The sequence below is a fragment of the Erwinia sp. V90_4 genome (genome assembly GCF_029967685.1).
Classification (GTDB): domain Bacteria; phylum Pseudomonadota; class Gammaproteobacteria; order Enterobacterales; family Enterobacteriaceae; genus Erwinia; species Erwinia aphidicola.
In genome coordinates this window covers 23,553-47,313 of sequence record NZ_JASCAQ010000058.1, presented here as the reverse complement: position 1 = coordinate 47,313, position 23,761 = coordinate 23,553, and the positions used below count along the sequence as shown (strand labels likewise).

Genomic DNA, 23,761 nt, shown 5'->3' with positions numbered 1-23,761 from the left:
ACAAATATTCATATTGAATCATTTTGTAACACTTTTAAGGCAGTTTACTGGCAAATGTTTGTTGGAAATCAAAAACGGTTACCCATGAACGTGCAGGGTGCTTTTGCTCTGTTTTCCCGTCAGGCAATATCGCAGGGGCGGGGCATGCCCCGCCCGATCCAGGCATGCCATAAACCTACGGCTAATACGCCCCCATCGCCTGGGCGGCCATCACCTTTAAGCCGAAGGTTACTGCTTATTTTTAAACGATTAATGGGTGTTTTCCCCTGAAGACCGCACAGAAATAGCGCTCTTACGCGTTTAAATTAGCGGCAAATCAGATGCGGTGTATTGCTAACCGGGCCGCTTGCTACATATACTAGTTCATTGATATTTATTGGTTTTTTTACTAAAGCCAAATTTTTTTATGGTATATGAAGCAGCCTTTGGGGTAAACAGCAGTATGGAAAATGAACAGACAGAGCCCAGCAGCATTCCATTACTGGATCTTGCGGCGATCCCGCGCGATATCATGCTGCTGGGTAAGCGACTGGCCGATACCAAATATCAGATTGATATGCTGGGGAAAAAAGGCTGGGGTGAGCTGACCGCTAATCTGCACGGCCTGGAGGCGAGCGGGGAGTGGAACGGGCCGGATGATGCGCTGACCTTTTTCAGTAAAATTTTCCCCTTTGCCATTTTGCCGTCGGAAACCGAACCGCTGGGCGTGTTTCAGGTGCCGACCGAACGGGTGATTGGCCGCAGCTGGCGCTGGTGGCCGGAGCATCTGAGCGGCAATAGCGAAGAGAAGCTGCGTGAGCACCTTGCCAGCCCAGCCGCTGCGGAAAGCACCTCCTGGTACTTTATCTCGGCGCTGGCGCTACTGTTAGCCGTGCAGGGTCAGAGCCGGGTGAACTACTGCCGCATGCGCCATATTCCGCTGATTGCCGCCAGAGTGACTTATCTCTCTTACCCGCCGGCAGACCGCCTGAAGATCTATCATATGAATAAAGGCAAAATCCGTCAGAGCTGGGTAGTGCTCAACGACCGCTATCTGCAGGCGATTCAGTGGCCGCGTATTACGCTGCCTGCACTCAGCACCTATGGGGTGCACAGCGCAACATGGCCACACACCTTTCCAGCGCCCGATTCGGTGTTTGAAGCCCTGTACGATCCGCAGCCTGCAGAAGATTTTGTTGCCCCCTGCGTCGACCTTCAGGCGCTGCAAGAGAAGCTAGAGGCGGAGAAGCAGGCACAGCTGCAGGCCGCCAGACCGGTGAAAATGGCGCTCAGCGATATGGACATTGTCAATATCTGGCCGGTCAGCATGACGCTGATGTTCTTTTTCCTGCTGTCGCTGGTGGCGGCGGGCGTGACCGCCGGCAGCGGCGGGTTAGGGCTGGTGAGCCTGGTGATTTGTGGCATGTCGGGCAGCCTGCTGCTGTTTCTCGCCGCGCCGGTTTTCCTGGTCAGCCAGCGCTTACGCAGCCGCCGCAGAGAGGAGGATGAAGAGGGCGTCAATGAGGAGATCAAAAGTGGGGAGGTGCCTCCCTCGGTTCGATCGTAACGCTTGCGCTTTTGCGGCCAAAAAAAGCCCGCAGGTTATGCGGGCAATAATGCTTTGATTGTGGCTTTGCGATGAGTTGTCGCACTAAAATAATGGCACTATTTAACTAGAAATTATAAGCGTTTATACCGATCGATAGCAGATTATCGATCTAATAATCCGATTGGTTGGATAACCTGCTAATCGTGTGAAGCACCCCGGCTATTTTCTCTGTTAACCCATTCAGTGCGGCTGCTCAAATCCCGCTTCAATCATCTTTTCACGCATGGCGCTGGCGATCACCCGGTTACCGCCAGTGACCGGATAAATCACGTTATTGACCACGTCATCGACATCATGTTCGTTAAATTCCTGCCGGGTGAGCTGTGCTCCGCCCTCATCATTAATCGCAATCGCGCCTTTAATATGGCCACCAGAATTCTGCGCGGTCAGACTGTAACGTCCCATACTGGTACTGATAGTGCTCATAAGGTCACCTCATCGCATTTTCAAGGAAAAGGGTGGCAAGTGAGTCCATAAAACAGCCTGGATAAGTTTAGCCACCCGCCTGCGACTTCTCCCTGGCGCCAGCGTAAAGAAGTGAAAGGCCGTGATCGCGATCGCGAAAACAGGGCGGCAGGATCACTCCGCAATGATCACACCGACGTCCAGCGTATTCAGTTCCTGACGGGCCGCGCTGGCAAGATGGGGATCGGTGATGATGCTGTCAAAACGCGTCAGCGGCAGCGCGAGAAACGTGGCAATCTTGTTGTATTTCGAACTGTCCGCCAGCAGGACGCGTTTGCTGCTGACCTCGTTCACCGCCCGCTTGACGGCAATTTTCTCTTCGTCTGGCGTGAAGATGCCGCGCGGCCCCCAGCAGGAAGCCGAGATAAAGGCGATATCAACCGACAGCCCGCGCAGAGACTGCGCAGCCGCATCGCCGACGCAGGAGCGGTTATCGCGGCACAGCGTGCCGCCGGTATGGATCATACGGCACTGGCTGGTATCGATAAGGAAATTGGCGATGACAAAATCGTTGGTGATCACCAGCAGGTCGTCACGCGCGCCCAGCTCACGCGCCAGCGCCAGCGTCGTGGTCCCGGCATCCAGGTAGATGCAGCTGTTGCGGGGAATATGGCGCGCAGCGGCGGCACCGATAGCCTGTTTCTCCTGGCTGAACATGCTGGTTTTATCAAGGTGCGAAGGCTCGCTCGACAGGCGCTCGGTGGAACGTACGCCGCCGGAGACCAGCAGCACGGCACCCTGTTTCTCCAGCTTTTGCAGGTCGCGGCGGATGGTCATATGCGAGACGGCAAGGCGCTCGGTCAGCTCGGCGATGCTGACCACACCGCGCTCCTGTACCAGCGTGAGAATTTGTTGATGACGTTCAACCGGGATCATCGCGGCTCCTGAAATTAACGGTTTATCAGAGTGTAACGGAGCGCAGCGCGGCTCTGCACCACAATTTTTATCAAATTATCACGTTATTCCCTGCTGAGCATGAAGCTATTCGCATTATTTTTTAGATAACTCATTGAAATTTATTCTATTTACCAGCGTGAGTGGATGAGTTAAAGATGTTAAGCGTTGTGAAATATGCGCTTTCTCTTGTTAATTAATGTGAGCACGGTCACCAAATTATCGCCATAAAGCGCCTATACTTCACACAACAAAACAAATAATCACCAAAATTAACACGGAGAGCGTATGTCAAACGCAACATCTATGTCGGTATGTGTCGTTGGCCTCGGTTCTATGGGGATGGGTGCGGCGCAATCCTGTATTAAAGCTGGCCTGAAAACTTACGGCGTCGATCTCAACCCGACCGCGCTGCAAACCCTGCGCGACAGCGGTGCCGTGGCTGCTGAATCCCGCGCCGATAGCTTTGCCGCGCAGCTGGACGCCGTCGTGCTGCTGGTGGTGAATGCCTCACAGGTGAAGCAGATCCTGTTTAGCGAGAGCGGGCTGGCAGCAAAGCTGAAGCCGGGAACGGCGGTCATGGTCTCCTCGACCATCTCTTCTCAGGATGCGCTGGCGATTGAACAGCAGCTGGCGGCCCATCAGCTGATCATGCTGGATGCGCCGGTTTCCGGCGGAGCGGCTAAGGCAGCTAGCGGTGAGATGACGGTGATGGCCTCCGGTAGCGAGCAGGCGTTTACGCTGCTGCAACCGGTGCTGGATGCGGTGGCGGGCAAGGTATATCGCATCGGCGCGGAAATCGGCCTCGGCTCGACCGTGAAAATTATTCATCAGCTGCTGGCAGGCGTGCATATCGCTGCCGGGGCTGAAGCGATGGCGCTCGCCGCCCGGGCCGGTATCCCGCTCGATACCATGTATGACGTAGTGACTAACGCGGCGGGTAACTCCTGGATGTTTGAAAACCGCATGCGCCACGTGGTTGATGGCGACTACTCGCCAAAATCTGCGGTCGACATCTTTGTGAAAGATCTTGGCCTGGTTGCCGACACCGCCAAAGCACTGCACTTCCCGCTGCCGCTGGCCTCCACCGCTTTTAATATGTTCACCTCCGCCAGCAACGCAGGCTATGGCCGTGAAGATGACAGCGCGGTGATCAAAATTTTCAGCGGCATTACGCTGCCGGGTAAAAAGGAGCAGGAATAATGCGTCTTGGTGTGATTGCAGATGATTTTACCGGGGCGACCGATATCGCCAGCTTCCTGGTGCAGAACGGCATGTCCACCGTACAGGTGAATGGCGTGCCTGCTGAGGCGCTGGCGCTGAACGCCGATGCGATTGTGGTCAGCCTGAAGTCGCGCTCCTGTGCGCCTGAAAAAGCGGTGGCAGATTCTCTCCAGGCGTTGCAGTGGCTACAGCAGCAGGGCTGCGAGCGCTTCTATTTTAAATACTGCTCCACCTTCGACAGCACCGCCCAGGGCAATATTGGCCCGGTGACCGATGCGCTGCTGGATGCGCTGGGTGAATCGCAAACCATTATCTCCCCGTCGCTGCCGGTCAATGGCCGCACGGTGTATCAGGGGCATCTGTTCGTGATGGACCAGCTGCTGTCCGATTCCGGCATGCGCCACCATCCGGTAACGCCGATGACCGACAGTAATCTGCTGCGCCTGATGGAAGCGCAGAGTCGCGGTAAGGCAGGACTGGTTGCCAGCCCGACGCTGGATCGCGGGGCCGCTGCCGTGCGCGCAGCGCTGAGCGCGCTGCAAGAGCAGGGTGTGCGCTACGTGGTGCTGGATGCGCTGAATGAACAGCATCTGCTGACCCAGGGCGAAGCGCTGCGCGACATGCGGCTGGTCACCGGCGGTTCCGGGCTGGCAATCGGCCTGGCGCGTCAGTGGGCCAACGCAGCGCACGACAGCGCTCAGGCTCAGGCCGCTGGTGCGCCGCAGGGCGAGCGTGCCGTGGTGCTCTCTGGCTCCTGCTCAACCATGACTAACCGCCAGGTAGCGCGCTATCGCCAGCAGGCTGCGGCGCAGGCGGTGGATGTTGAACGTGCGCTCAACCAGCGGGAAGAGTATGCCCTCGCGCTATGCGACTGGGTGGCTGAGCATGAAACTGACGCGCTGGCCCCGCTGCTGTTTGCCACCGCCGAACCGCAAGTGCTGCAGCGTATTCAGCAGCAGTACGGCGCCCAGCACAGCAGCGAAGCGATTGAACAGCTGTTTGCTGCCGTGGTGCGCGAACTGCAGCAGCGCGGCTGGCAGCGCTTTATCGTCGCAGGGGGCGAGACTTCCGGCGTGGTGGCACAGACGCTGGGCATTCATGCCTTCCATATTGGCCCGGCCATCTCTCCTGGCGTTCCCTGGGTGCGCGGCGTCGGGCAGCCGGTTTCGCTGGCGCTCAAATCCGGTAATTTCGGCGATGAAAACTTTTTTGCCCGCGCACAAACGGAGTTCACAGTATGACAGAGCAACAGGCACGTGAAGAGATGGTGCGATTAGGCGCCTCGTTTTTCCAGCGCGGCTATGCCACCGGCTCGGCAGGTAATTTATCGATGCGTCTGGAGGATGGCACCCTGCTGGCGACGCCGACCGGGTCCTGTCTTGGCGAACTGGTCGCCGATCGCTTATCAAAAGTGACGCCGGAAGGGGAGTGGATAGGTGGGGATAAACCCTCGAAAGAGATCAGCTTCCACCGGGCTATCTACCTCAACAACCCGCAAGCCGGGGCGATTGTGCATCTGCACTGCCTCTACCTGACCGCGCTCTCCTGCCTGGAAGGGTTGGATACCCAGAACTGCATTCGCCCGTTCACGCCGTATGTGGTGATGCGCGTCGGCGATGTGCCGGTGGTGCCCTATTACCGTCCGGGCGATGCACGGCTGGGAGAGGATCTCGCGAAACTGGCTCCGCACTATAAGGCATTCCTGCTGGCTAACCACGGCCCGGTGGTGGTGGGGAAAACCCTGCGCGAAGCGGCAGATAATACCGAAGAGCTGGAAGAGACTGCCCGGCTGATCTTTACCCTGGGCGACCGCCCGATTCGATATCTCAACGATGCCGAAGTGGCTGAATTACGGAGCTGAACATGCCTAAGTTTGCTGCTAACCTCTCGACCTTGTTTAACGAAGTTCCCTTTATGGAGCGCTTCGACGCCGCGGCGCAGGCCGGTTTTCGTGGGGTGGAGTTTCTGTTTCCCTATGAGTATGACGCCGCGCAGCTGAAGCAGGCGTTATCGCGCAATCGGCTTGAGCTGGTGCTGTTTAATACCGCACCGGGCAACACCGCCGCCGGGGAGTGGGGCGTTTCCGCCATCCCGGGGCGTGAAGAGGATGCGCGTCGCGATATCGATAACGCACTGGAGTACGCGCTGGCGCTTGACTGTCGCCAGGTGCATATTATGGCAGCAGTGGTGCCGGAGGGGGCCGATCGCCAGGCGTACTGCCGCACCTTTATCGACAACGTGCGCTATGCCGCCGATAAGTTTGCCCCGCACGGCGTGCGCATTCTGCTGGAAGCGTTAAATCCCCAAACCAAGCCGGGCTATCTCTACTCAAGCCAGTACCAGGTGCTGGAGATGGTGAAGCGCATCGACCGGCCTGGCGTGTACAGCCAGCTCGATCTGTTCCACGCGCAGCGGGTGGACGGCAATTTAAGCCACCTGATCACCGCGTTTGCCGGGCAGTATCAGCATATTCAGATCGCCTCTGCCCCGGATCGTCACGAGCCGGATGAAGGCGAGATCAATTATCCCTGGCTGTTCGATCTGCTGGACAGCAGCGGGTATCAGGGCTGGATCGGCTGCGAATATTTCCCACGAACCACCACGCTGGAAGGACTGGGCTGGTTCTCAGCCTATAAATAAGCGGACGTTTAGCTAAACGCTGCGTGTTTATGACGCGCAGCGCTGAAATCTTGCGGCCTGAATCCGGCGGCAATATAACGATAATGAGGTCTGAAAGATGTCCACCGCCCTGCTCTTAACCATTGCTGTTGCCAGCGTGCTGATACTGCTGCTGCTGGTGATTAAAATAAAGATCCACCCGTTTGTCGCTCTGCTGGTTGTCAGCCTGATGGTGGCGATGGCTACCGGCATCCCGGCAGATAATATTATGAAAGTGATCGTCTCAGGAATGGGCGGTCTGCTGGGGTCCATCACCATCATCATTGTGCTGGGGGCGATGCTCGGCGCAATTATTGAAGCCTCCGGCGGAGCAGAATCGCTGGCGCAGCGCTTTACCCATACGCTGGGGATTAAACGCACCGTCGCGGCGCTCACCATGGCAGCGTTTATTCTGGGTATTCCGGTCTTTTTTGAAGTCGGCTTTATTATTGTTATTCCACTGATCTACGGTTTTACCAAAGTGGCCCGCGTCTCGCCGCTGAAGTATGGCCTGCCAATGGCGGGCGTGATGCTGACCGTCCATGTGGCGCTGCCGACTCACCCCGGCGCTGCGGCCGCGGCCGGACTGCTGGGGACCGACATGGGCTGGCTGATGCTGCTGGGGATTGCGATATCGATCCCGGTGGGCGTGGTGGGGTACTTCGTGGCGAAGGCGATGAACCGCCGTCAGTATCATCTGTCGCTCAGCGTGCTGGAGCAGCTGCAGCTGGCAAAACCGGAAAACAGTCCGCGCCAGAACCAGGAGAAGCCGCCAGGCGCGCTGCTGATCTCTTCGCTGATTGTCGTGCCGATTGTGCTGATCGTGGTCGGGACGCTGGCGCATACCGTGCTGCCGGAAGGCAATACACTGCGCCAGCTGTTAACCCTGATCGGTACGCCAGCGATTGCGCTGCTGATTGCGCTGGCGCTATCGGCCTGGCTGCTCGGTCTGCGCCGTGGCTGGAGCCGTGACAAGCTGAGCGATATACTGGACCGCGCGATCCCCAGCTCTGCCGGAGTGATCCTGGTGGCGGGCGCCGGTGGGGCATTCGGTAAGGTGCTGGTGGAGTCCGGGGTGGGTAAAGCGCTGGCGCTCTCGCTGGAAACCATTCATCTGCCGCTGATCCCCGCTGCGTTTATTCTGTCGCTGGCGCTGCGCGCTTCGCAGGGGTCCGCGACCGTGGCGATCCTCACCACCAGCGGTCTGCTGACCCAGGCGGTAGCGGGCATTAGCGACATTCAGCTGGTGCTTGTCACGCTCTCGGCCTGCTTTGGTGCGCTGGGCCTGTCGCACGTCAATGATGCCGGCTTCTGGGTGGTGACGCGCTATCTCGGCCTGTCCGTGGCCGACGGTCTGAAAACCTGGACCGTGCTGACTACCGCGATGGGGCTGACCGGTTTTGTGCTGGTGTGGCTGCTGTCAGCGCTGCTGTAACAGCGGGTAACATCGCAAACCAGGCGAATCAGTTATCTTCTTCTATACTCAAGTCACTACAACGTAGTGACTTTTTTTTTACATTAGAGGGCATGGAATGAAAATTATCCTTTGGATTATTGCGATCATCTTTATCGTTGGCTTATTAACAGTGACGGGCGTGTTTAAGTTGATATTCTAAGATTACGTTCTGGCAGCCTGAAGAGTCACTCATTCGGGCTGCCTGTAATTGTATGTTTTGAAATTATAACCACGATTTTGAAATGTAATTTATTATTTATTTTATTGGTTTGTTATTTCCTGAGGTGTCGTTTGACGATTCCTGCGCATAATATCAATACCGCTTCAATATCACCCTTTCACTACATTAAATATAAAACCCAACAGATATACTCGCACTTCTCAAAATGAAAATGCGGGAAATGCTATGAGCATGAATGAAGAGCAGCTGTTATCAGATGAAGCCAGGTACTGTTCGCACGGTGATACCGTCCACTATGTTAATCCCCCCAAAATCTTTGAACGCTGCCAGGGCAGTTATCTGTTTGATGCCCAGGGAACCCCTTATCTTGACCTGCAGATGTGGTACTCCGCCGTGAATTTCGGCTATGCCAATCCCCGTCTCGACAACGCGCTGAAAAAACAGATCGATGTTCTGCCACAGCTGGCGAGCCAGTATCTGCACCCGACAAAAATTGAGCTGTCGAAGGTGATTGCTCAGGATATGGAGCGCAAATTTGGCCTGCCGGGCCGGGTGCATTTTAACGTGGGCGGGTCGCAGTCCGTTGATGACTCGCTGAAGCTGGTGCGCAATTTCACCCACGGCAAAAGCCGGATGTTTGCTTTTGAAGGCGGCTATCACGGGCGTACGCTCGGCGCTTCTGCCATCACCTCCAGCTATCGTTACCGTCGCCGCTTTGGCCACTTTGGTGAACGCGCCCAGTTTATTCCTTTTCCCTATCCCTTCCGCCGTCAAAGAGGGATGACGGCGGAAGAGTATGCCGAGAAGCTGGTGGCCGATTTTGCCCGCCTGTTTGAAAATGAGTATCACGGCGTCTGGGACCCCAGGGTGCGCGAAGCGGAATTTGCGGCTTTTTATATTGAGCCGATTCAGGGCACGGGCGGTTACGTTATTCCACCGCGCAATTTCTTCCCGGCGCTGAAAAAAGTGCTGGATGAGCACGGTATTTTGCTGGTGGTGGATGAGATCCAGATGGGCTTTTACCGCACCGGTAAACTGTGGTCGGTTGAACACTTTGGTATAACGCCGGACGTGCTGATCTTCGGCAAAGCGCTGACCAACGGACTGAACCCGCTCGCCGGAATTTGGGCACGCGAAGAGATGATCAATCCGCAGATCTTCCCGGTGGGTTCCACCCACTCCACCTTTGCCTCTAATCCGCTGGGAACGGCGGTGGGGCTGGAAGTGATGCAGATGCTGGCCGAGAAGGATTATGAAAAGCAGGTATCAGAAAAAGGCGCTTATTTCCTGGAGGGGCTCAAAACCCTGCAGCGCCAGCATAAAGAGATCGGTGATGTCGATGGTCTTGGCCTGGCCCTGCGCGCCGAGCTGTGCCAGGCCGATGGCTTTACCCCGGATAAAGCGCTGCTCGACAAAATGGTGGATATTGGTCTCTCCGGCACGCTGGAGTACCAGGGGCAGAAAACCGGACTGGTGCTGGATGTCGGCGGCTACTATAAAAATGTCATCACCTTCGCACCCTCACTGGAAATCAGTCGGGCGGAGATTGACCAGGCCATAACGCTGCTCGACCAGGCATTGACCCGCGCCAAACAGCAGCGCTAATCCTGCTTTATTTCCGTTGTTGAGGTGCCATCTGGCGCCTCTTTTTATGCTGACTGAGCCACCGTTTCCCCTTTCGCCAGGCAGAGTACGCCAGCGAGAATCAACAGGCCGCCAAGGGCTTTGACCAGCGTTAATGCATCATCAAACAGCCAGACGGAAACCAGCGTCACGCTGAGGATCTCAAGGTGCGAGGCGGCAAACGCCGGGCCGAGTGGGGCAGACCTCAGCAAATTCATCCAGGTAAAGAATGCCCCGGCATAGCCGAGAAGCGCAGCGTAAATCCATAGCTGGCTAGATAGACGTAACAGCCATGCCGCATCCAGCGTCAGTGGGGCCGCGTGAAGTGCGGCAAGCTTAAAACTGACCTGCGCCAGCGTATCGAACATCAGTAGCGCCAGAAAACCGACCAGGTAAAACTTTTTCATCAGCCGAGCCCCACGATAATAACGCCCAGTGAAATCAACAGCATGCCGGCCAGCCGCCAGCGGGTAAGACGTTCGTTAAAGCACCAGCGGGCTGCCAGCATGATCGCTACCACGTTAATCGATGCCAGCAGCACGGCCTGCGACAGCGCGACCCGCGAGAGAAATGCCAGCCACAGCAGAAACTGGACTGCGTAACTGACAAAGCCCAGCCAGACCCAGGGGCGGGCCAGCATATAACGCCACGGCTGCGTGCCTGAGCTGTGGGCGCTGCTTAGCGCTGCGGTCTTAAAGGCGAGCTGCCCGCAGCAGTCGAGCAGGGTAGTCAGTAGCCACAGCAGCAGCGTCAGGCGGCTCATTGCAGCAGGCGGTCGTCATCTACCGCAGGTCGGGGAGTGCCGTCAGGGGATGAGAAGTGATTGATAAAAGCGATGGAACGCTGAAAAAGTTCACGGCGATCGTTATCAATAGTGATCATATGGTAGCTATTGGCCAGCAGCACCAGTTCTGCAGGGCCACTCACGCTGTCGCGCACCAGTTCCGCATTGCGCCGGTGGGAAATATCATCTTCGCTGGCGTGCAGGATCAGGCAGGGTGAAGTGGTGCAGTGCAGCCTGAGACGCACCGTGCGCGACAGCACGATCATTTCGTTCAGCGATGCCCACGGGGTACCCCGAAGCCCGGCGGCGGCGCTGTTACCGCTCAACATCTTTGCCGCAATTTTTTTACGCAGGCGTTCATTACGAATGCCGTAGGGGGGCTGTTCATCAACGCAACGGCAGCTGCCTATTTTCAGTCGTGCGGCCAACTGCAGTAGCCAGGGGCCGACAATACGTTTTAGCGCTGGGACGCTCCAGCCATCTCCGCGAAAGGTAACGGCATAAACCAGCACACCGTCAACCCGGCTGGGATAGTCAGAGGCGTACTTTAGCGCCAGCAATGCGCCCATTGACAGCCCCGCAACAAACAGCGTACTGACCTGCTGGCGCAAGCGATCCGCCCCGTCGATCACGCTCTGATACCAGTCCTGCCAGCGCGTGGCGACCAGGTCTTCAACCGTGCCACAATGCCCGGCCAGCTGGAGGGCATAGACGGTAAAACCGGCGCGATTAAACGCTCTCGCTGCGCCGCGCATTTCGGTCGGCGTTCCGGTTAAGCCATGAATCAGCAATACCCCCTGGCTGCCCCCGGATAGCCAATAGTCATATTTCATGAAGATGCCTGCGGGCGAGTGAGCAGAGCCTCAAAATAGGTTTGAGCCTCGCTGAAATCATGGAATGGGGTGAAGGGAAGAGCGGCTCGTTGGCACTCGGCGATCAGGCTGCTTTTGGCCAGCACATGGCTGGCCTTAGCGGCGACGCAGAAATCAGAGCGCCCATCGCCGATCGTCAGTAGATGCTGTCTGGACAGACGCCTGACGAGGGCGCACTTGCAGGTACCGCTGGCCTGGCTGCACAGTGGGTCAGAATAGGGTGAGCTTAACCGCCAGCGCCGCTGCGCAATCTGCTGCAAGCGGTTGGCGAAAATGGGCACCCCGGAAATCCGCTCCCTGCGCAGCAGATACGCGATGGCATAATCCAACCCGTCACTGACAATATAGAGAGGAACATGGTTTAAGCGTGACCAGCGCGCGAAAGCCGCGAAATGAGGATCGAGCTCGATATTATCCAGACAGCTTTCCAGCTGCTGGCGCGATGCATCCAGCAGGGCGACTTGCCCACTCAGACAGGCGAGGGAGCCAATTTCCCCTTGCACCCATCGCTCTTCAAGCTGCTGCCATCCCGGCATACCAAACTGCGCCATCAGCGTGTCAGTCACGTCCTGGCCGCTAATTGTGCCGTCAAAATCGCAAAAAACAGTCCAGCAGGCGTGGCTGCCGGGAAGGATTATTTCGGGAAGCGTCATTGATTTACCCGCAACTTAATTTGATAACTGATTACGCTATATCAGGAGTAAGTTTCCTGATAACTGACCATCTGGCCTGGAGGCCTGGTTTGATGAAGGAAATAACCTCTTCATTTGTCATCCTTAACGCCGTAATTGTCCGCAGCGGTTATTCTTTGGTTTGCATGGGCAGAGTAAGTCAGCGGATATCAACGGGGGGTAAATCGCGATGAGAGATAATAGGGAGTAGCAGGAAGAGATAAAGAATAATAATGGTGAAAGGCGTTCACCATGAGCCGCTGCGGGGTGAGAAAATTTTCAGCTTTTATCAGGATGATGGTAGACAGGTGTGTCATCACCGTAGGTGGCCGGCCAGGTTGAAGAAACTTCCCTAAAATTGATACGTATATCTCGCGCGTTTAGCTGCTTGTGACAAAGCGCGCAGATAGCACCGTGGGGTTTATCGAATTCATCGCCGGCGGTAGTAAAAATAAACTTACGACACCCGCATCTGCCACACCTTAGCATTATTGACACCTCACCGTTCCCAGTCCCGTGGTTGGTAAGAATTATCTTATCAAAAAAAACGCAGAGATCTATAAATAAAATTAATTGATTTAGTAAAATCCCTTAAACGCATAACTCATTGAATTAAATAATTTAAACTGATTTTTCTCGACATTATAGATTGTTAAATGATAAAAACTATCAACTGTGATGGCCTTTTGATGATTTCAGTCAATTTTGTTTACATAATGCTTAAAACAAAGTGTAAAGACAGAACTAAGCTAGTACTGGCGTGATAATCGGAATATGTTTCCTGATAATTGCGAAAATTCCTGGAGTTTTAACTCTGCGGGGAGATTCTGTTTTATTCAACCATATCAATAGTTTTGCTCACTGAGTGAATAAAAATTCATTTTCATCAATCTCTTAATAAGTTAGTGATTAATGGAGTGTTTAGGTGAGTTTGATATAATCATTTCCACAAGCATTGATTATTTTCGGTCGACATTTTTTGACCTTTTCAGGATGCCGTAAGATAGCGCCATCCAGGGAGCAGTGAAATTTAGTATGAAAATCAAAACGATTATATCCCTTTCCGCGCTGGTCGCCGGGGTAGGGCTTCAGGCTGCACAGGCCGCGACTCTGGTAAATGGCATTTCTGATACCTGGCAGGCATTTAGTGATAACGTCAGCGAAACGTGGAACGACCCGCAGACGGTCGATCTCTATGTCCCGGCTATCACATGGCATAACCGCTGGACTTATGACAAAGAGAAAACGGATAAGTACAACGAACGCCCGTGGGGTGCCGGGGGCGGGATCTCCCATTATGATGAAAAGGGTAACTGGAACGGCATCTATCTGATGGCGTTTAAGGACTCCTTCAATAAGTGGGAGCCGATTGGTGGCTATGGCTGGGAGAAAACCTGGCGACCACTGAACGATCGCGATTTTCATCTTGGCCTTGGTTATACCGCCGGGGTGACGATGCGTGACAACTGGAACTATATTCCCATCCCATTAGTGCTGCCATTAGCCTCGGTGGGATATGGACCAGCAACTTTCCAGATGACTTATATTCCGGGTACTTACAATAACGGTAACGTCTATTTCGCCTGGCTGCGCTGGCAGTTTTGATGGCGCCAGGCCTGTCATCAAAATGACATAGGGTAAAAAAAAGTCGATATTTATCACTTTTTCGTCGTCGGCTACTGGACAAAAGCCTTCGCAATTGCTGTACTAACCCTCGACACAGTTTAGTGTCCATTTTTCATGTAAAGGTAATATAGATGTCTAAGATCAAAGGTAGCGTTAAGTGGTTTAATGAGTCCAAGGGATTCGGTTTCATTACTCCTGAAGATGGTAGCAAAGATGTGTTCGTTCACTTCTCTGCCATCCAGAGCAACGGTTTCAAAACTCTGGCAGAAGGTCAGCGCGTAGAGTTCGAAATCACCAACGGCGCCAAAGGCCCATCTGCTGCTAACGTTGCCGCTATTTAAGTTATCAGACAGAATTCTTAAAACCCGCCTGAAGGCGGGTTTTTTTTCGCCTGCAGATCGCTAGCTGAGATACTGTACCAGCCAGGCGAGCGTTGCGGCACAGGCCAGAGTGAAAGCAAGTAGTTCGTTTTTACTGCGCGGAAGCCAGTTCATCATTATCCCCTCGGATGGCTGAATGATAACCAGTGTGGCGAAACAGTATTAAGGAAACATTAACGCTCGCCCTCATCGTTAATGAGTAAGCTAAATCTTACATTAATCAGCTTCTGTAACATTACCGTGTGATCTGTCTCCTTGCAGGGATCGCTGCGCTAAGGCTATAAACATAAGCAGAGATGTTGACTGCTAACCTTTGCTGCTGGCTGACTTCGGAGAATGAGTAATGAATATTCGTCTGGCTGAATCGAGAGATGCATTTGCCCTCAGCGCTCTGTTAGCGGAACTGGGATATGCCGATACCGCGCCGTTCATTGAACGGCGTCTTGCCCAACTGATGGCGGATGATACAGAGAGGCTGCTAATGGCCGAGCAGGGTAATACGGTGCTGGGGTTCCTCTCGCTGCATTTTATCCCACAGCTGGCGCTGGCCGGAGATTTTGCGCGCATCAGCTACTTCTGTATTGCCGAAGGAGAGCGTAGTAAAGGGGCCGGGCAGCAGCTGTTGCAGCACGCTGAACGGCTGGCCGCCGAGCGCGGCTGCGACCGTATGGAAGTCCACTGTCACCAGCGCCGCGAAAAGGCCAATGCTTTTTATGCGCGCGAGGGTTATGAAGAGTCCCCGCGCTATCACATCAAAGATCTGACCTGATCGCCCCCGGCTCGCGACCACTGGCGATCAGCAGCGCGTCGGCAACTTCGTCTACCAGATGTTCAGGCAGCATGGAGGTACTGACGCGCACAAACTGCCCGCTGCCGCTGCGGCAGCGCTCCCCTGGCAGCACGGCAATGCCCCTGGCGGCCAGGGTGATCATCGCAAACTGCTCCGACTGCACCGGCAGATAAATACTTAACCCGTCCCGATCCGGCAGCGCCACGCCGCGCAGGATCAGGGCGGAGAGCAGGCGCTGCCGCCGCTGACGATACACTTCACGCGCCTGCGCAATACTCTTTTGAACCCCCTCGTCAGCCAGCATCCATGCTACGCTCTGCTGCAGAATGCGGCTGGTCCAGCTGGCACCGAAGTTGCGCCATGACCGAATGCGCTTCACCAGCGCTTCCGGCCCCGAAAGCACGCCAAGCCGCAGATCGGGGCCATACGCTTTAGAGAATGAACGCACGTGCAGCGTGCGCTCGGGGAAGAAACGCCCCAGGCTCCACAGCGGATGCGCTGACAGTGCGCCGATACCGTCATCTTCAACAATCCACGGCGTTGTACCGCTCAGCACCGCTGCCAGCTCACTGCTGCGCGCTTCGCTGAGCGTATGACCGGTGGCGGAGTGGGTGCGCGGCTGGTAAATAATGGCTACCGGGCGCTGGCGCAGCAGCAGGCTTAGCGGGCCGGGCAGCGGCCCCTGCTCATCGCAGGCCAGGGGCAGAACTTCCGCCCCGACATTATCCAGCATATCCAACAGGCGCGTGGCAGTCGGATCTTCGATCACCACTTTATCGCCGGGTGAAAACAGCGTCTGCATAATGCAGTTCATCGCATCATAGCCCCCGTCGGTTGCCAGAAAGGCTTCGGCGACAAAAGGCCAGTCGCCCTGCACGGCGGCCAGCAGGGCCGGGGCGATCGCCTCGCGCTGATAGCTGTTGAGATTGGGCGCCAGGATCCCCTGCTGCATGGCGCATCTGAGATCGGGAAGCAGGTCAGGGTCGGGGGAAGCCATCGCCAGATCGGCTTTGATCTGGCTGCCGTAGTGACCAATTTTTTCAAAGCGCACCGGGCGTGGCGTGACCTGATCGCCACATACCCACACTCCGCTGCGGCCTTTACCGGCAATGACCTTATGGCGCTTTAACTCTCCCCATGCGGCGGAGACCGTGGCCGGACTGACGCCGAGCTTCTCTGCCAGATCGCGCACCGCCGGCAGCTGGGTGCCAATCGGGATCTCACCTTCACGGATCAGCCGCGCAGTCGTCGCGGTGATGCCTTTCACCGAAGCCTCTTCTATGCGGGCACTCAACCAGTTCACATCCAGCAGCGTGGTCATAAGAAATCCATTTGTTCAGTAACAAAGAAAACATTGTACAGATAATATTATCGATCTAGTATCAAATTCAAGCAGGTATTGGTGTTTTTTTGAACGCGGCAGGGCTGCGCTAAACCGGAGAGATTGCACATGGTGACCATCAGGCTGGCGGTACGCGACTGGGACTATTTTACGCCGCTGGCGCTGGGGGATATTCGCCCTCAGGGATTTAAGCTGGAGGTGCATCGCGTTGCGACGCTGGTCGGCGATCTGGCAAACAGCGAGCAGTACGACGCGGCCGAGGTCTCTTTCAGTCGCTTTGCTCAGGCCCGCGCGCGCGGGGATTTCAGCCTGCTGGCGGTGCCCCATTTCCTGATGCGCGGTTTCCGCCAGCGCTGCATTATCACCACCGCTGACAGCCCGCTGACCTCCCTGGACCAGCTGAAAGGCAGGAAAATCGGTCTTACCGGCTGGCAGGATTCGGGCAACACCTGGACGCGCACGCTGCTGCGTGAAGCCGGAGTCGAAATCGATGATGCTTACTGGTTTGTCGGCCGCCTGACGGGGGACCATCCGATCGTCGATCGCCTGAATGGTTTTGGTCGCCCAGGCCGGATAGAGGCCGTGCCGGGAGAGCACCCGCTGATCGACCTGCTGCGCGCCGGTGAGCTGGATGCGGTGTTTACGCCTTTTATGCCGGAGGGCTTTTTCCTGCCGGATTCCGGGTTACGTCAGCTGCAAACCGACTTTCGCCAGGCCGAGCTGGAGTACTTTCAGCGCTGCGGTTATATCCCCGGCATTCATCTGCTGGCGCTGAAAGCCGGGCTGGAAGAGCGCCACCCGGGTATCGCCAGCGAACTCAGCGCCCTGATTGATGAATCTGCCCGCGTCTGGCAGCAGAAGCGCGAGAAGTATGCCGACACGACCCCGTGGCTGCTCGACGATTTGCGGCGCACCGCGCAGGATTTACCTGCCGGCTGGAATGCCAACGGCTTCCAGGCTAATAAGAAGATGATTAACGATTTCTGCCAGGAGCTGTTTGCTCAGGGGCTGACGGCTGAACGCCTGACTGCGCAAGCACTGTTTCCGGCAATGACCCCAGGAGCATAACGATGAAAGTGGCATTAGGACAGTTCGCGGTCAGCCGCGAGTGGCAGGAAAACGCCGATATCTGCATCGGTTTAATGGCTCAGGCGCAGCAGCAGGGGGCAAGGCTGCTGGTGCTGCCGGAAGGGGTGCTGGCGCGTGATATCACCGATCCGGATCTGGTACTGAAAGCCGCGCAGCCGCTCGACGGGCCGTTTCTCACTCAGATGCTGGCGGCAAGCCGGGAAAATACCCTGACCACCATGATGACGGTACACGTACCGACTCCAGATGGCCGTGCGCTGAACGTGCTGGTGGCGATGCGCAATGGCGAGATTATCGCCCGCTACGACAAGCTGCACCTGTACGACGCCTTTGCGATGCAGGAGTCGCGCAATGTGACCGCCGGTAACGAGGTGCCGCCGCTGGTGGAGGTTGACGGCATGAAGGTCGGGCTGATGACCTGTTATGACATCCGCTTCCCGGAGCTGGCGCGCCGCCTGGTGCTGGACGGTGCGGACCTGCTGGTGCTGCCTGCGGCTTGGGTAAAAGGCCCGCTGAAGGAGATGCATTGGGAAGTGCTGGTGACGGCGCGTGCGCTGGAAAATACCTGCTACGTTGTGGCGGTCGGCGAGTGTGGTCCACGTAATATTGGCAACAGTCTGGTGGTCGATCCGCTCGGCGTGGCGATTGCCAGGGCCGCAGAAGGCCCGGCGCTGGTGTTTGCTGACCTTGATCCACAGCGTATTCAGGATGTGCGCCGTGCCTTGCCCGTGCTGGCTAATCGCCGTTTTTCCCGCCCAGAACTTGACGCCGGGGAGGCGCAATGACCATGAATAAACACGCTATTGCACTGGCGCTGATGCTGACCACGCTGAGCGCGGCCAGCCACGCGGCTGAGGCTATTCCGGTGCAGAAGATGGACCCGGCCCTGCACGATCGCCTGCCGGACACGGTGAAGAGCGCCGGAAAGATGACCTCGGTAAACAACGGCTCCTTCCCGCCGTATGAAATAGTGGAAGGCCCAACGTCGATGACCGGTGCTTCAGCCGACCTCACCGAAGCGCTGGCACAGCTGCTGGGAGTGAAAATTGAGCACGCCACCGTCAGCGGTCTGCCTGGCCTGCTGGCCGGAATAAAATCCGGCCGCTACCAGCTGGCAATCGGCCCGGTTGGCGACTATCCGGACCGTCAGCAGAAAAATGACTTTATCGATTTTGTACAGGAGTTCGTGGTGTTTGCCGTACAGAAAGGCAACCCGGCTCACATCAACGGGCTGGAAGATACCTGCGGAAAGCGCATTGCAGTGATGGCGGGCGGTTCAGCTGAGCAGGTGATCCGCAAGCAGTCGACCGTTTGTACCACCGCAGGCAAACCGGCGGTGACCGTGCAGTCGTTCACCGACCAGCCATCGTCGATTCTGGCGGTGCGCTCAAAACGTTCCGATGCGTTCTTCTCCTCTCAGGCGCCGCTGGTCTATTTTGTGCAGAAGGCGGAAGGGCAGCTGGAGTTGACCGGCACCGGCCAGAAAAATGGTTTTGGCGATATTTTCCAGGGCACCGTGGTGCCGAAAGACTCTCCGCTCGGGGAAGTGGTGCTCGACGCCTATAAAGTGCTGTTTGCTAACGGGACTTATGCAGCGATCATGAAAAAATGGCAGCTGAGCGGCAACATTATCAGCGCGCCGGGACGTAACCTTGCACAGGGGGCAGCAAAATGACCCAGCCCGCCACGCAATCTTCAACCAGGGATCGGACAGACGCACAGCGACGCGATGTGGCCTCGGCTCTCAGCGCTCCCCGCTACGGACGACTGCTCGGCTGGCTGCTGGTGCTGGCGGTCGCGGTGAATTTTCTCTGGATAATCGCCACCAATCCTAATTTCGAGTGGAACGTGGTGTACCAGTGGTTTATGGAGGGGTCGGTGCTGACCGGGCTGAAAGTGACGCTCGGTCTGACCGTGGTCTCCATGCTGCTTGGCGTGGCGATTGGCCTGCTGCTGGCGGTGGCGCGCCTGTCCGATAATCGCCTGATGAGCGGCCTGGCCGGTCTGTACATCTGGTTCTTTCGCGGCACGCCGCTGCTGGTGCAGCTGATATTTTGGTACAACCTCTCGACGCTGTTTCCGCAGATCTCGCTGGCGGTGCCGTTTGGTGGGCCGATACTGGCGAGCTGGAATACCAACGATGTGATCACCCCGCTGACCGCGGCGATTGCCGGGCTGGCGTTAAACGAAGCCGCGTATATGGCGGAGATCATTCGTGCCGGGCTGCAGTCGGTGGATAACGGCCAGGTTGAGACCACCCAGGCCTTCGGCATGAGCCGGGCGCGGGCGCTGCGGCGCATTATTATTCCGCAGGCAATGCGCGCCATTATTCCACCGACCGGCAATCAGCTGATCAGCATGATTAAAGCGACGTCTCTGGTTAGCGTCATCGCGATGGGTGACCTGCTGTACTCGGTGCAGGCGGTATACAACCGCACCTTTGAAATTATCCCGATGCTGATGGTGGCGGTGATCTGGTATCTGCTGATCACCTCGGTGCTGAACGTCGGCCAGTCGGCGATTGAGCGCTACTACGCTCGCGGTACGCGCCGGGTGGTTGCCAGCAGTAAAAAGCACCCGCCAGCGATGGCAGTACGTCCCCTGGTCCAGAAGGAAGAACGATGAGCAGAGCTGAACCGCTGGTACGGGCGCGCAACGTACAAAAAAGTTACGGCGATAATCAGGTGCTGAAGGGGATCGACCTCGACGTGCTGCCGGGGGAAGTGGTGGTGATCCTCGGCCCTTCCGGCTCCGGTAAGTCGACCTTCCTGCGCTGCATTAATCATCTTGAAGAGCTTAACGCCGGCTCGATTATGATCGGCGAACAGCAGGTTGGCTTTGAGCTGAAAAAGGGGCTGCTGCATCGCCTGTCGCCAAAGCGTATTGCCCGCCAGCGCCAGGAGATTGGCATGGTGTTTCAGCAGTTCAATCTCTATCCGCATATGACGGTGCTGCAAAATATTATTGAAGCGCCGGTCGGTGTGCACAAGCGCCCGCGGGCAGAAGCGATGAGTGAGGCGCGTGAGCTGCTGGCGACCGTTGGCTTAAGCGATAAGGCCGATGCCTGGCCGCGCCATCTATCAGGGGGGCAGCAGCAGCGCGTGGCGATTGCCCGGGCGCTGGCAATTAAGCCGAAACTGATACTGTTTGATGAGCCGACCTCGGCACTCGACCCGGAGCTGGTCGGAGAGGTGCTGGCCACGATGCGCACGCTGGCCGATGGCGGGCTGACCATGGTGGTGGTAACGCATGAAATTGGCTTTGCGCGTGAAGCGGCTGACCGGGTGGTGTTTATGGACGGTGGACATGTGGTGGAGCAGGGGCCGCCGGAAGCCGTGCTGGTCAACCCGCAGCATCCGCGCACCCAGGCTTTTCTCAGCCGTTTTATCTGATAAGATCGCCGCTGCATATTCTGTTACAGATTGCAGTTGTATTCCCGCACGTTCAGCGCGTTAATACAGGTCGGTTAAAGACCGTGATGACGGTCAGGTAAATAGAAGAAGGTAAGTATGGAAGGTATCAGTCTCGCCAAACTGCTGATCGTCGGCGCATTAATCGTACTGTTATTCGGCACTAAGAAATTGCGTACCCTGGGTGGCGATTTGGGCTCAGCGATTAAGGGCTTCAAGAAGGCCATGAATGACGATAATGCTGCTGCGGCTGAAGCAAAGCCCGCCGAAAAGATTGCTCCTAAAGAGTGATGCTGTTCAGGCATAAAAAAACGGATGACTGGGTCATCCGTTTTTTTATGCCTGAAACCGTAGGGGAGGGGCATGCCCCTCCCGTTTTAAACCGGGTCAGGCATGCCTGACCCCTTCAGGCTTATTTGACCTCTAATCCTTTCGCCTGCATATCGGCATGATAAGAAGAGCGCACAAACGGGCCGCAGGCCGCGTGGGTGAAGCCCATTTCCATTGCGGCTTCTTTCATTTCATCAAACTCAGCCGGGCTAACGTAGCGCTGTACCGGCAGGTGGTGACGGCTTGGTTGCAGATACTGCCCCAGCGTCAGCATGGTCACACCGTGGCGACGCAGGTCGCGCATTACTTCAACGATTTCGGCGTTGGTTTCACCCAGACCGACCATCAGGCCAGACTTGGTTGGAATGTGCGGATGCGCTTCTTTAAAGCGTTCCAGCAGCTTCAGCGACCAGTCGTAGTTAGCACCCGGGCGAACCTGACGGTAAACGCGCGGCACGTTCTCAAGATTATGGTTGAACACGTCTGGCGGAGTGGCAACCAGAATGTCCAGGGCGCGATCCATACGGCCACGGAAGTCCGGCACCAGCGTTTCGATCTTAATCGTGGGGCTTTTCTCGCGGATGGCGGTAATGCAGTCGGCAAAGTGCTGAGCACCGCCGTCGCGCAGATCGTCGCGGTCAACGGAAGTGATCACCACGTAGCGCAGCGCCATATCGGCGATAGTCTGCGCCAGTTTACCCGGCTCGTTAGCATCTGGCAGGGTTGGGCGGCCGTGTGCCACATCGCAGAATGGGCAGCGGCGGGTACAGATAGCCCCGAGGATCATAAAGGTCGCGGTGCCGTGGTTGAAACACTCGGCAAGGTTAGGGCAGGAAGCCTCTTCGCAAACGGAGTGCAGACCATTTTTGCGCATCGCGGCTTTGATGCCCTGAATACGGCTGGAATCGGCGGGGAGTTTGATTTTCATCCATTCCGGCTTACGTAACACTTCCGTACGCTCGGTGACCACGGTTTTCACCGGTATCAACGCCATTTTGTCTGCATCGCGGTATTTGACACCGCGTTCCATCACGATCGGTTTACTCATAATCTTGCAGGTTCCAGGTTGGATTACGGTAGTCAATTCGTTGCCGAATCTGCATTACCGCGAACACTCAATGAGTTGGTGACTTTCAACTTTTTTTGATAAAGCGCAAAAAATTATATCATCTCCGCGCGGCAGATTCAGCACTGGCAGTGCGAGAAGCGTTACAGAATTGTAAATCAATCGCCATTTTATCCGCTATGTTAGCGGGAGTTCTGCGCTATTGCTCCACTGAATGTCAGTAATTGCCAGCTGACGGGCAAAATTCTCAATCAGCAACGGCTTTACATCAGCCATTTGCACCGCCGGCTTAAGCTGCGACAGCTGGGTCATTTCCAGCCCGGCATAACCGCAGGGGTTGATGCGCAGGAACGGGGTGAGATCCATCGCCACGTTGAGCGCCAGGCCATGGAAAGAGCAGCCGTTGCGAATGCGCAGACCAAGCGAACAGATTTTTTTGCCGTCAACGTAGACCCCGGGGGCATCCGCGCGCGCGCTGGCGCTAACGCCGAGCTGTGCCAGCGTCTCCACCACCGTCTGTTCGATGGCGGTGACCAGCTGGCGCACGCCAACTTTACGCCGCTTCAGATTCACCATCACGTACATCACCTGCTGACCGGGGCCATGATAGGTCACCTGGCCACCGCGATCGCTCTGCACGACTGGAATGTCGCCAGGCATTAACAGGTGCTCACTTTTTCCCGCCTGACCCTGGGTAAATATCGGGTGATGCTCGACCAGCCAGATCTCATCCGGCGTCGCATCATCGCGCTGGTCAGTGAACTGATGCATAGCGAGGGAAACGGGTGCCCATGGCTGCAGGCCAAGCTGGCGAACGATCAGAGTTTCTGGAGGCAAAGCGAAGGGTCCGGTTGGCAAAACAGGGGGAGTAGTATAACGCTGGTGCAGGGCAAGAACCATGCCCTCACCAGCATTCAGGAATTACAGCACCATGCGAACAATTTCGATTTTGCCTAATTCTTCATACAGGGTTTCGACCTGCTCGATATGCGTTGCGGTGATGGTGATCGACACCGAATGGTAGTTGCCTTTACTGCTGGGCTTCACGTCCGGTGAGTAGTCACCCGGCGCATGGCGCTGCACCACTTCAACCACTTGATCGACCAGCTCTGGCTGCGCCAGCCCCATCACTTTATAGGTAAAAGAGGTGGGGAATTCGAGCAGTTCTTTAAGGTTGGTTTTCATATTGACTCCGGTGACACAAATAAGGACTCCCGCCGTAGCGGGAGTTCACAGATACTAACAATATGGGGATATTTCAGGAAGATTTCAAGTAGGGGCCGATCGGCGCTCGGCCCGTCTGGTGCACGGC

Annotated in this window: 26 protein-coding genes; 16 read left to right on the top strand and 10 right to left on the bottom strand. The window is 56.3% G+C overall.

The window, feature by feature from the left end; all coding sequences use genetic code 11:
* The first annotated feature begins 442 nt into the window (after positions 1-442).
* On the top strand, positions 443-1,546 hold the full coding sequence (locus QLG07_RS17175; RefSeq protein ID WP_048916832.1) for a hypothetical protein: 1,104 nt from the start codon (positions 443-445) through the stop codon (positions 1,544-1,546).
* A 222-nt stretch (positions 1,547-1,768) separates the two neighbouring features.
* On the opposite strand, the gene QLG07_RS17170 is transcribed toward QLG07_RS17175, so the two are convergent.
* Positions 1,769-2,014, bottom strand: coding sequence for a hypothetical protein (locus tag QLG07_RS17170; RefSeq protein ID WP_099753374.1), 246 nt, complete (start codon positions 2,012-2,014; stop codon positions 1,769-1,771).
* A 153-nt stretch (positions 2,015-2,167) separates the two neighbouring features.
* Positions 2,168-2,929, bottom strand: coding sequence for a DNA-binding transcriptional repressor YgbI (gene ygbI, locus QLG07_RS17165; RefSeq protein WP_282469755.1), 762 nt, complete (start codon positions 2,927-2,929; stop codon positions 2,168-2,170).
* A gap of 306 nt (positions 2,930-3,235) precedes the next feature.
* Between ygbI and ltnD the strand changes: the two genes are divergently transcribed.
* The 6 genes from ltnD to QLG07_RS17135 all read left to right on the top strand — a co-directional run bounded on the left by ltnD (position 3,236) and on the right by QLG07_RS17135 (position 10,071).
* On the top strand, positions 3,236-4,150 hold the full coding sequence (ltnD, locus tag QLG07_RS17160) for an L-threonate dehydrogenase (protein ID WP_282469754.1): 915 nt from the start codon (positions 3,236-3,238) through the stop codon (positions 4,148-4,150).
* Positions 4,150-5,412 carry a 3-oxo-tetronate kinase gene (gene otnK, locus QLG07_RS17155; protein ID WP_282469753.1) on the top strand — a complete coding sequence of 421 codons (1,263 nt, stop codon included), beginning with the start codon at positions 4,150-4,152 and terminating at the stop codon, positions 5,410-5,412. The genes ltnD and otnK overlap by 1 nt, the downstream gene beginning before the upstream one ends.
* A complete protein-coding gene (locus QLG07_RS17150; protein WP_048916789.1) occupies positions 5,409-6,032 on the top strand; it encodes an aldolase in 624 nt (207 codons plus the stop codon). Before otnK ends, QLG07_RS17150 begins: the two co-directional genes overlap by 4 nt.
* 2 nt (positions 6,033-6,034) lie before the next feature.
* Complete coding sequence (locus QLG07_RS17145) at positions 6,035-6,811, top strand: HPr family phosphocarrier protein (RefSeq protein WP_282469752.1); 777 nt, start codon at positions 6,035-6,037, stop codon at positions 6,809-6,811.
* A 97-nt stretch (positions 6,812-6,908) separates the two neighbouring features.
* Positions 6,909-8,264, top strand: coding sequence for a GntP family transporter (locus tag QLG07_RS17140; RefSeq protein WP_282469751.1), 1,356 nt, complete (start codon positions 6,909-6,911; stop codon positions 8,262-8,264).
* A 427-nt stretch (positions 8,265-8,691) separates the two neighbouring features.
* Entirely contained in the window at positions 8,692-10,071 is a 1,380-nt protein-coding gene (locus QLG07_RS17135; RefSeq protein ID WP_048918648.1) for an aminotransferase class III-fold pyridoxal phosphate-dependent enzyme, read from the top strand.
* A 44-nt stretch (positions 10,072-10,115) separates the two neighbouring features.
* Here QLG07_RS17135 and QLG07_RS17130 read toward each other — a convergent pair whose 3' ends face one another.
* From QLG07_RS17130 to QLG07_RS17115, 4 genes are read right to left on the bottom strand one after another with little or no spacing between them, the layout of a single operon-like run.
* Complete coding sequence (locus tag QLG07_RS17130; RefSeq protein ID WP_282469750.1) at positions 10,116-10,496, bottom strand: hypothetical protein; 381 nt, start codon at positions 10,494-10,496, stop codon at positions 10,116-10,118.
* Positions 10,496-10,852 carry an EamA family transporter gene (locus QLG07_RS17125; protein ID WP_099753370.1) on the bottom strand — a complete coding sequence of 119 codons (357 nt, stop codon included), beginning with the start codon at positions 10,850-10,852 and terminating at the stop codon, positions 10,496-10,498. Before QLG07_RS17125 ends, QLG07_RS17130 begins: the two co-directional genes overlap by 1 nt.
* Positions 10,849-11,706, bottom strand: a complete 858-nt coding sequence (locus QLG07_RS17120; protein ID WP_282469749.1) for an alpha/beta fold hydrolase — start codon at positions 11,704-11,706, stop codon at positions 10,849-10,851. The genes QLG07_RS17125 and QLG07_RS17120 overlap by 4 nt, the downstream gene beginning before the upstream one ends.
* Positions 11,703-12,398 carry an MtnX-like HAD-IB family phosphatase gene (locus QLG07_RS17115; RefSeq protein ID WP_282469748.1) on the bottom strand — a complete coding sequence of 232 codons (696 nt, stop codon included), beginning with the start codon at positions 12,396-12,398 and terminating at the stop codon, positions 11,703-11,705. The genes QLG07_RS17120 and QLG07_RS17115 overlap by 4 nt, the downstream gene beginning before the upstream one ends.
* Positions 12,399-13,451: 1,053 nt before the next feature.
* Here QLG07_RS17115 and pagP point away from each other — a divergent pair.
* The 3 genes from pagP (at position 13,452) to QLG07_RS17100 (ending at position 15,191) form a co-directional block, all read left to right on the top strand.
* Positions 13,452-14,021 (top strand): lipid IV(A) palmitoyltransferase PagP, encoded by a 570-nt coding sequence (pagP, locus tag QLG07_RS17110; RefSeq protein ID WP_282469747.1) that lies wholly within the window; start codon positions 13,452-13,454, stop codon positions 14,019-14,021.
* A 152-nt stretch (positions 14,022-14,173) separates the two neighbouring features.
* Positions 14,174-14,383, top strand: a complete 210-nt coding sequence (cspE, locus tag QLG07_RS17105; protein ID WP_004156612.1) for a transcription antiterminator/RNA stability regulator CspE — start codon at positions 14,174-14,176, stop codon at positions 14,381-14,383.
* A gap of 382 nt (positions 14,384-14,765) precedes the next feature.
* Positions 14,766-15,191: a GNAT family N-acetyltransferase gene (locus tag QLG07_RS17100; RefSeq protein ID WP_062818354.1), complete on the top strand. Its 426-nt coding sequence runs from the start codon at positions 14,766-14,768 to the stop codon at positions 15,189-15,191.
* Here QLG07_RS17100 and QLG07_RS17095 read toward each other — a convergent pair.
* Positions 15,175-16,533, bottom strand: a complete 1,359-nt coding sequence (locus tag QLG07_RS17095) for an aminotransferase class I/II-fold pyridoxal phosphate-dependent enzyme (protein WP_282469746.1) — start codon at positions 16,531-16,533, stop codon at positions 15,175-15,177. The two genes, QLG07_RS17100 and QLG07_RS17095, sit on opposite strands and share 17 nt — an antisense overlap.
* A gap of 129 nt (positions 16,534-16,662) precedes the next feature.
* On the opposite strand from QLG07_RS17095, the gene QLG07_RS17090 reads away from it, so the two are divergent.
* From QLG07_RS17090 to tatE, 6 genes are all read left to right on the top strand, one after another.
* Positions 16,663-17,622, top strand: coding sequence for a PhnD/SsuA/transferrin family substrate-binding protein (locus QLG07_RS17090; RefSeq protein WP_282469745.1), 960 nt, complete (start codon positions 16,663-16,665; stop codon positions 17,620-17,622).
* Between the two features lie 2 nt (positions 17,623-17,624).
* On the top strand, positions 17,625-18,428 hold the full coding sequence (locus QLG07_RS17085; RefSeq protein WP_187498681.1) for a deaminated glutathione amidase: 804 nt from the start codon (positions 17,625-17,627) through the stop codon (positions 18,426-18,428).
* Between the two features lie 2 nt (positions 18,429-18,430).
* The gene (locus QLG07_RS17080; RefSeq protein ID WP_282469763.1) at positions 18,431-19,318 is read left to right on the top strand and encodes an ABC transporter substrate-binding protein; all 888 of its coding nucleotides are present in this window, start codon (positions 18,431-18,433) and stop codon (positions 19,316-19,318) included.
* Entirely contained in the window at positions 19,315-20,268 is a 954-nt protein-coding gene (locus QLG07_RS17075; protein WP_062818352.1) for an amino acid ABC transporter permease, read from the top strand. Before QLG07_RS17080 ends, QLG07_RS17075 begins: the two co-directional genes overlap by 4 nt.
* Entirely contained in the window at positions 20,265-21,035 is a 771-nt protein-coding gene (locus tag QLG07_RS17070) for an amino acid ABC transporter ATP-binding protein (RefSeq protein ID WP_062818351.1), read from the top strand. The genes QLG07_RS17075 and QLG07_RS17070 overlap by 4 nt, the downstream gene beginning before the upstream one ends.
* A 117-nt stretch (positions 21,036-21,152) precedes the next feature.
* Positions 21,153-21,344: a twin-arginine translocase subunit TatE gene (gene tatE / locus QLG07_RS17065; RefSeq protein ID WP_048916781.1), complete on the top strand. Its 192-nt coding sequence runs from the start codon at positions 21,153-21,155 to the stop codon at positions 21,342-21,344.
* A gap of 121 nt (positions 21,345-21,465) precedes the next feature.
* Here the strand turns inward: tatE and lipA are convergent, their stop codons facing one another.
* The 3 genes from lipA to ybeD form a co-directional block, all read right to left on the bottom strand.
* On the bottom strand, positions 21,466-22,431 hold the full coding sequence (lipA, locus tag QLG07_RS17060; RefSeq protein ID WP_048916779.1) for a lipoyl synthase: 966 nt from the start codon (positions 22,429-22,431) through the stop codon (positions 21,466-21,468).
* Positions 22,432-22,626: 195 nt separating this feature from the next.
* Entirely contained in the window at positions 22,627-23,286 is a 660-nt protein-coding gene (lipB, locus tag QLG07_RS17055; RefSeq protein WP_282469744.1) for a lipoyl(octanoyl) transferase LipB, read from the bottom strand.
* A gap of 84 nt (positions 23,287-23,370) precedes the next feature.
* Positions 23,371-23,634 carry a DUF493 family protein YbeD gene (gene ybeD, locus QLG07_RS17050; protein ID WP_048916777.1) on the bottom strand — a complete coding sequence of 88 codons (264 nt, stop codon included), beginning with the start codon at positions 23,632-23,634 and terminating at the stop codon, positions 23,371-23,373.
* Between the last annotated feature and the right edge of the window lie 127 nt (positions 23,635-23,761).

Excerpts from the sequence above, each read along its gene's own strand:
- QLG07_RS17075 (WP_062818352.1), top strand. The coding sequence starts at position 19,315 with ATGACCCAGCCCGCCACGCAATCTTCAACCAGGGATCGGACAGACGCA.
- tatE (WP_048916781.1), top strand. The coding sequence starts at position 21,153 with ATGGAAGGTATCAGTCTCGCCAAACTGCTGATCGTCGGCGCATTAATC.
- QLG07_RS17090 (WP_282469745.1), top strand. The coding sequence starts at position 16,663 with ATGGTGACCATCAGGCTGGCGGTACGCGACTGGGACTATTTTACGCCG.
- QLG07_RS17175 (WP_048916832.1), top strand. The coding sequence starts at position 443 with ATGGAAAATGAACAGACAGAGCCCAGCAGCATTCCATTACTGGATCTT.
- pagP (WP_282469747.1), top strand. The coding sequence starts at position 13,452 with ATGAAAATCAAAACGATTATATCCCTTTCCGCGCTGGTCGCCGGGGTA.
- lipA (WP_048916779.1), bottom strand. The coding sequence starts at position 22,431 with ATGAGTAAACCGATCGTGATGGAACGCGGTGTCAAATACCGCGATGCA.
- QLG07_RS17150 (WP_048916789.1), top strand. The coding sequence starts at position 5,409 with ATGACAGAGCAACAGGCACGTGAAGAGATGGTGCGATTAGGCGCCTCG.
- QLG07_RS17095 (WP_282469746.1), bottom strand. The coding sequence starts at position 16,533 with ATGACCACGCTGCTGGATGTGAACTGGTTGAGTGCCCGCATAGAAGAG.
- QLG07_RS17115 (WP_282469748.1), bottom strand. The coding sequence starts at position 12,398 with ATGACGCTTCCCGAAATAATCCTTCCCGGCAGCCACGCCTGCTGGACT.
- QLG07_RS17135 (WP_048918648.1), top strand. The coding sequence starts at position 8,692 with ATGAGCATGAATGAAGAGCAGCTGTTATCAGATGAAGCCAGGTACTGT.
- ltnD (WP_282469754.1), top strand. The coding sequence starts at position 3,236 with ATGTCAAACGCAACATCTATGTCGGTATGTGTCGTTGGCCTCGGTTCT.
- QLG07_RS17140 (WP_282469751.1), top strand. The coding sequence starts at position 6,909 with ATGTCCACCGCCCTGCTCTTAACCATTGCTGTTGCCAGCGTGCTGATA.
- QLG07_RS17125 (WP_099753370.1), bottom strand. The coding sequence starts at position 10,852 with ATGAGCCGCCTGACGCTGCTGCTGTGGCTACTGACTACCCTGCTCGAC.
- QLG07_RS17120 (WP_282469749.1), bottom strand. The coding sequence starts at position 11,706 with ATGAAATATGACTATTGGCTATCCGGGGGCAGCCAGGGGGTATTGCTG.
- QLG07_RS17100 (WP_062818354.1), top strand. The coding sequence starts at position 14,766 with ATGAATATTCGTCTGGCTGAATCGAGAGATGCATTTGCCCTCAGCGCT.
- otnK (WP_282469753.1), top strand. The coding sequence starts at position 4,150 with ATGCGTCTTGGTGTGATTGCAGATGATTTTACCGGGGCGACCGATATC.
- QLG07_RS17130 (WP_282469750.1), bottom strand. The coding sequence starts at position 10,496 with ATGAAAAAGTTTTACCTGGTCGGTTTTCTGGCGCTACTGATGTTCGAT.
- QLG07_RS17070 (WP_062818351.1), top strand. The coding sequence starts at position 20,265 with ATGAGCAGAGCTGAACCGCTGGTACGGGCGCGCAACGTACAAAAAAGT.
- QLG07_RS17145 (WP_282469752.1), top strand. The coding sequence starts at position 6,035 with ATGCCTAAGTTTGCTGCTAACCTCTCGACCTTGTTTAACGAAGTTCCC.
- ygbI (WP_282469755.1), bottom strand. The coding sequence starts at position 2,929 with ATGATCCCGGTTGAACGTCATCAACAAATTCTCACGCTGGTACAGGAG.
- cspE (WP_004156612.1), top strand. The coding sequence starts at position 14,174 with ATGTCTAAGATCAAAGGTAGCGTTAAGTGGTTTAATGAGTCCAAGGGA.
- QLG07_RS17080 (WP_282469763.1), top strand. The coding sequence starts at position 18,431 with ATGAATAAACACGCTATTGCACTGGCGCTGATGCTGACCACGCTGAGC.
- ybeD (WP_048916777.1), bottom strand. The coding sequence starts at position 23,634 with ATGAAAACCAACCTTAAAGAACTGCTCGAATTCCCCACCTCTTTTACC.
- QLG07_RS17085 (WP_187498681.1), top strand. The coding sequence starts at position 17,625 with ATGAAAGTGGCATTAGGACAGTTCGCGGTCAGCCGCGAGTGGCAGGAA.
- QLG07_RS17170 (WP_099753374.1), bottom strand. The coding sequence starts at position 2,014 with ATGAGCACTATCAGTACCAGTATGGGACGTTACAGTCTGACCGCGCAG.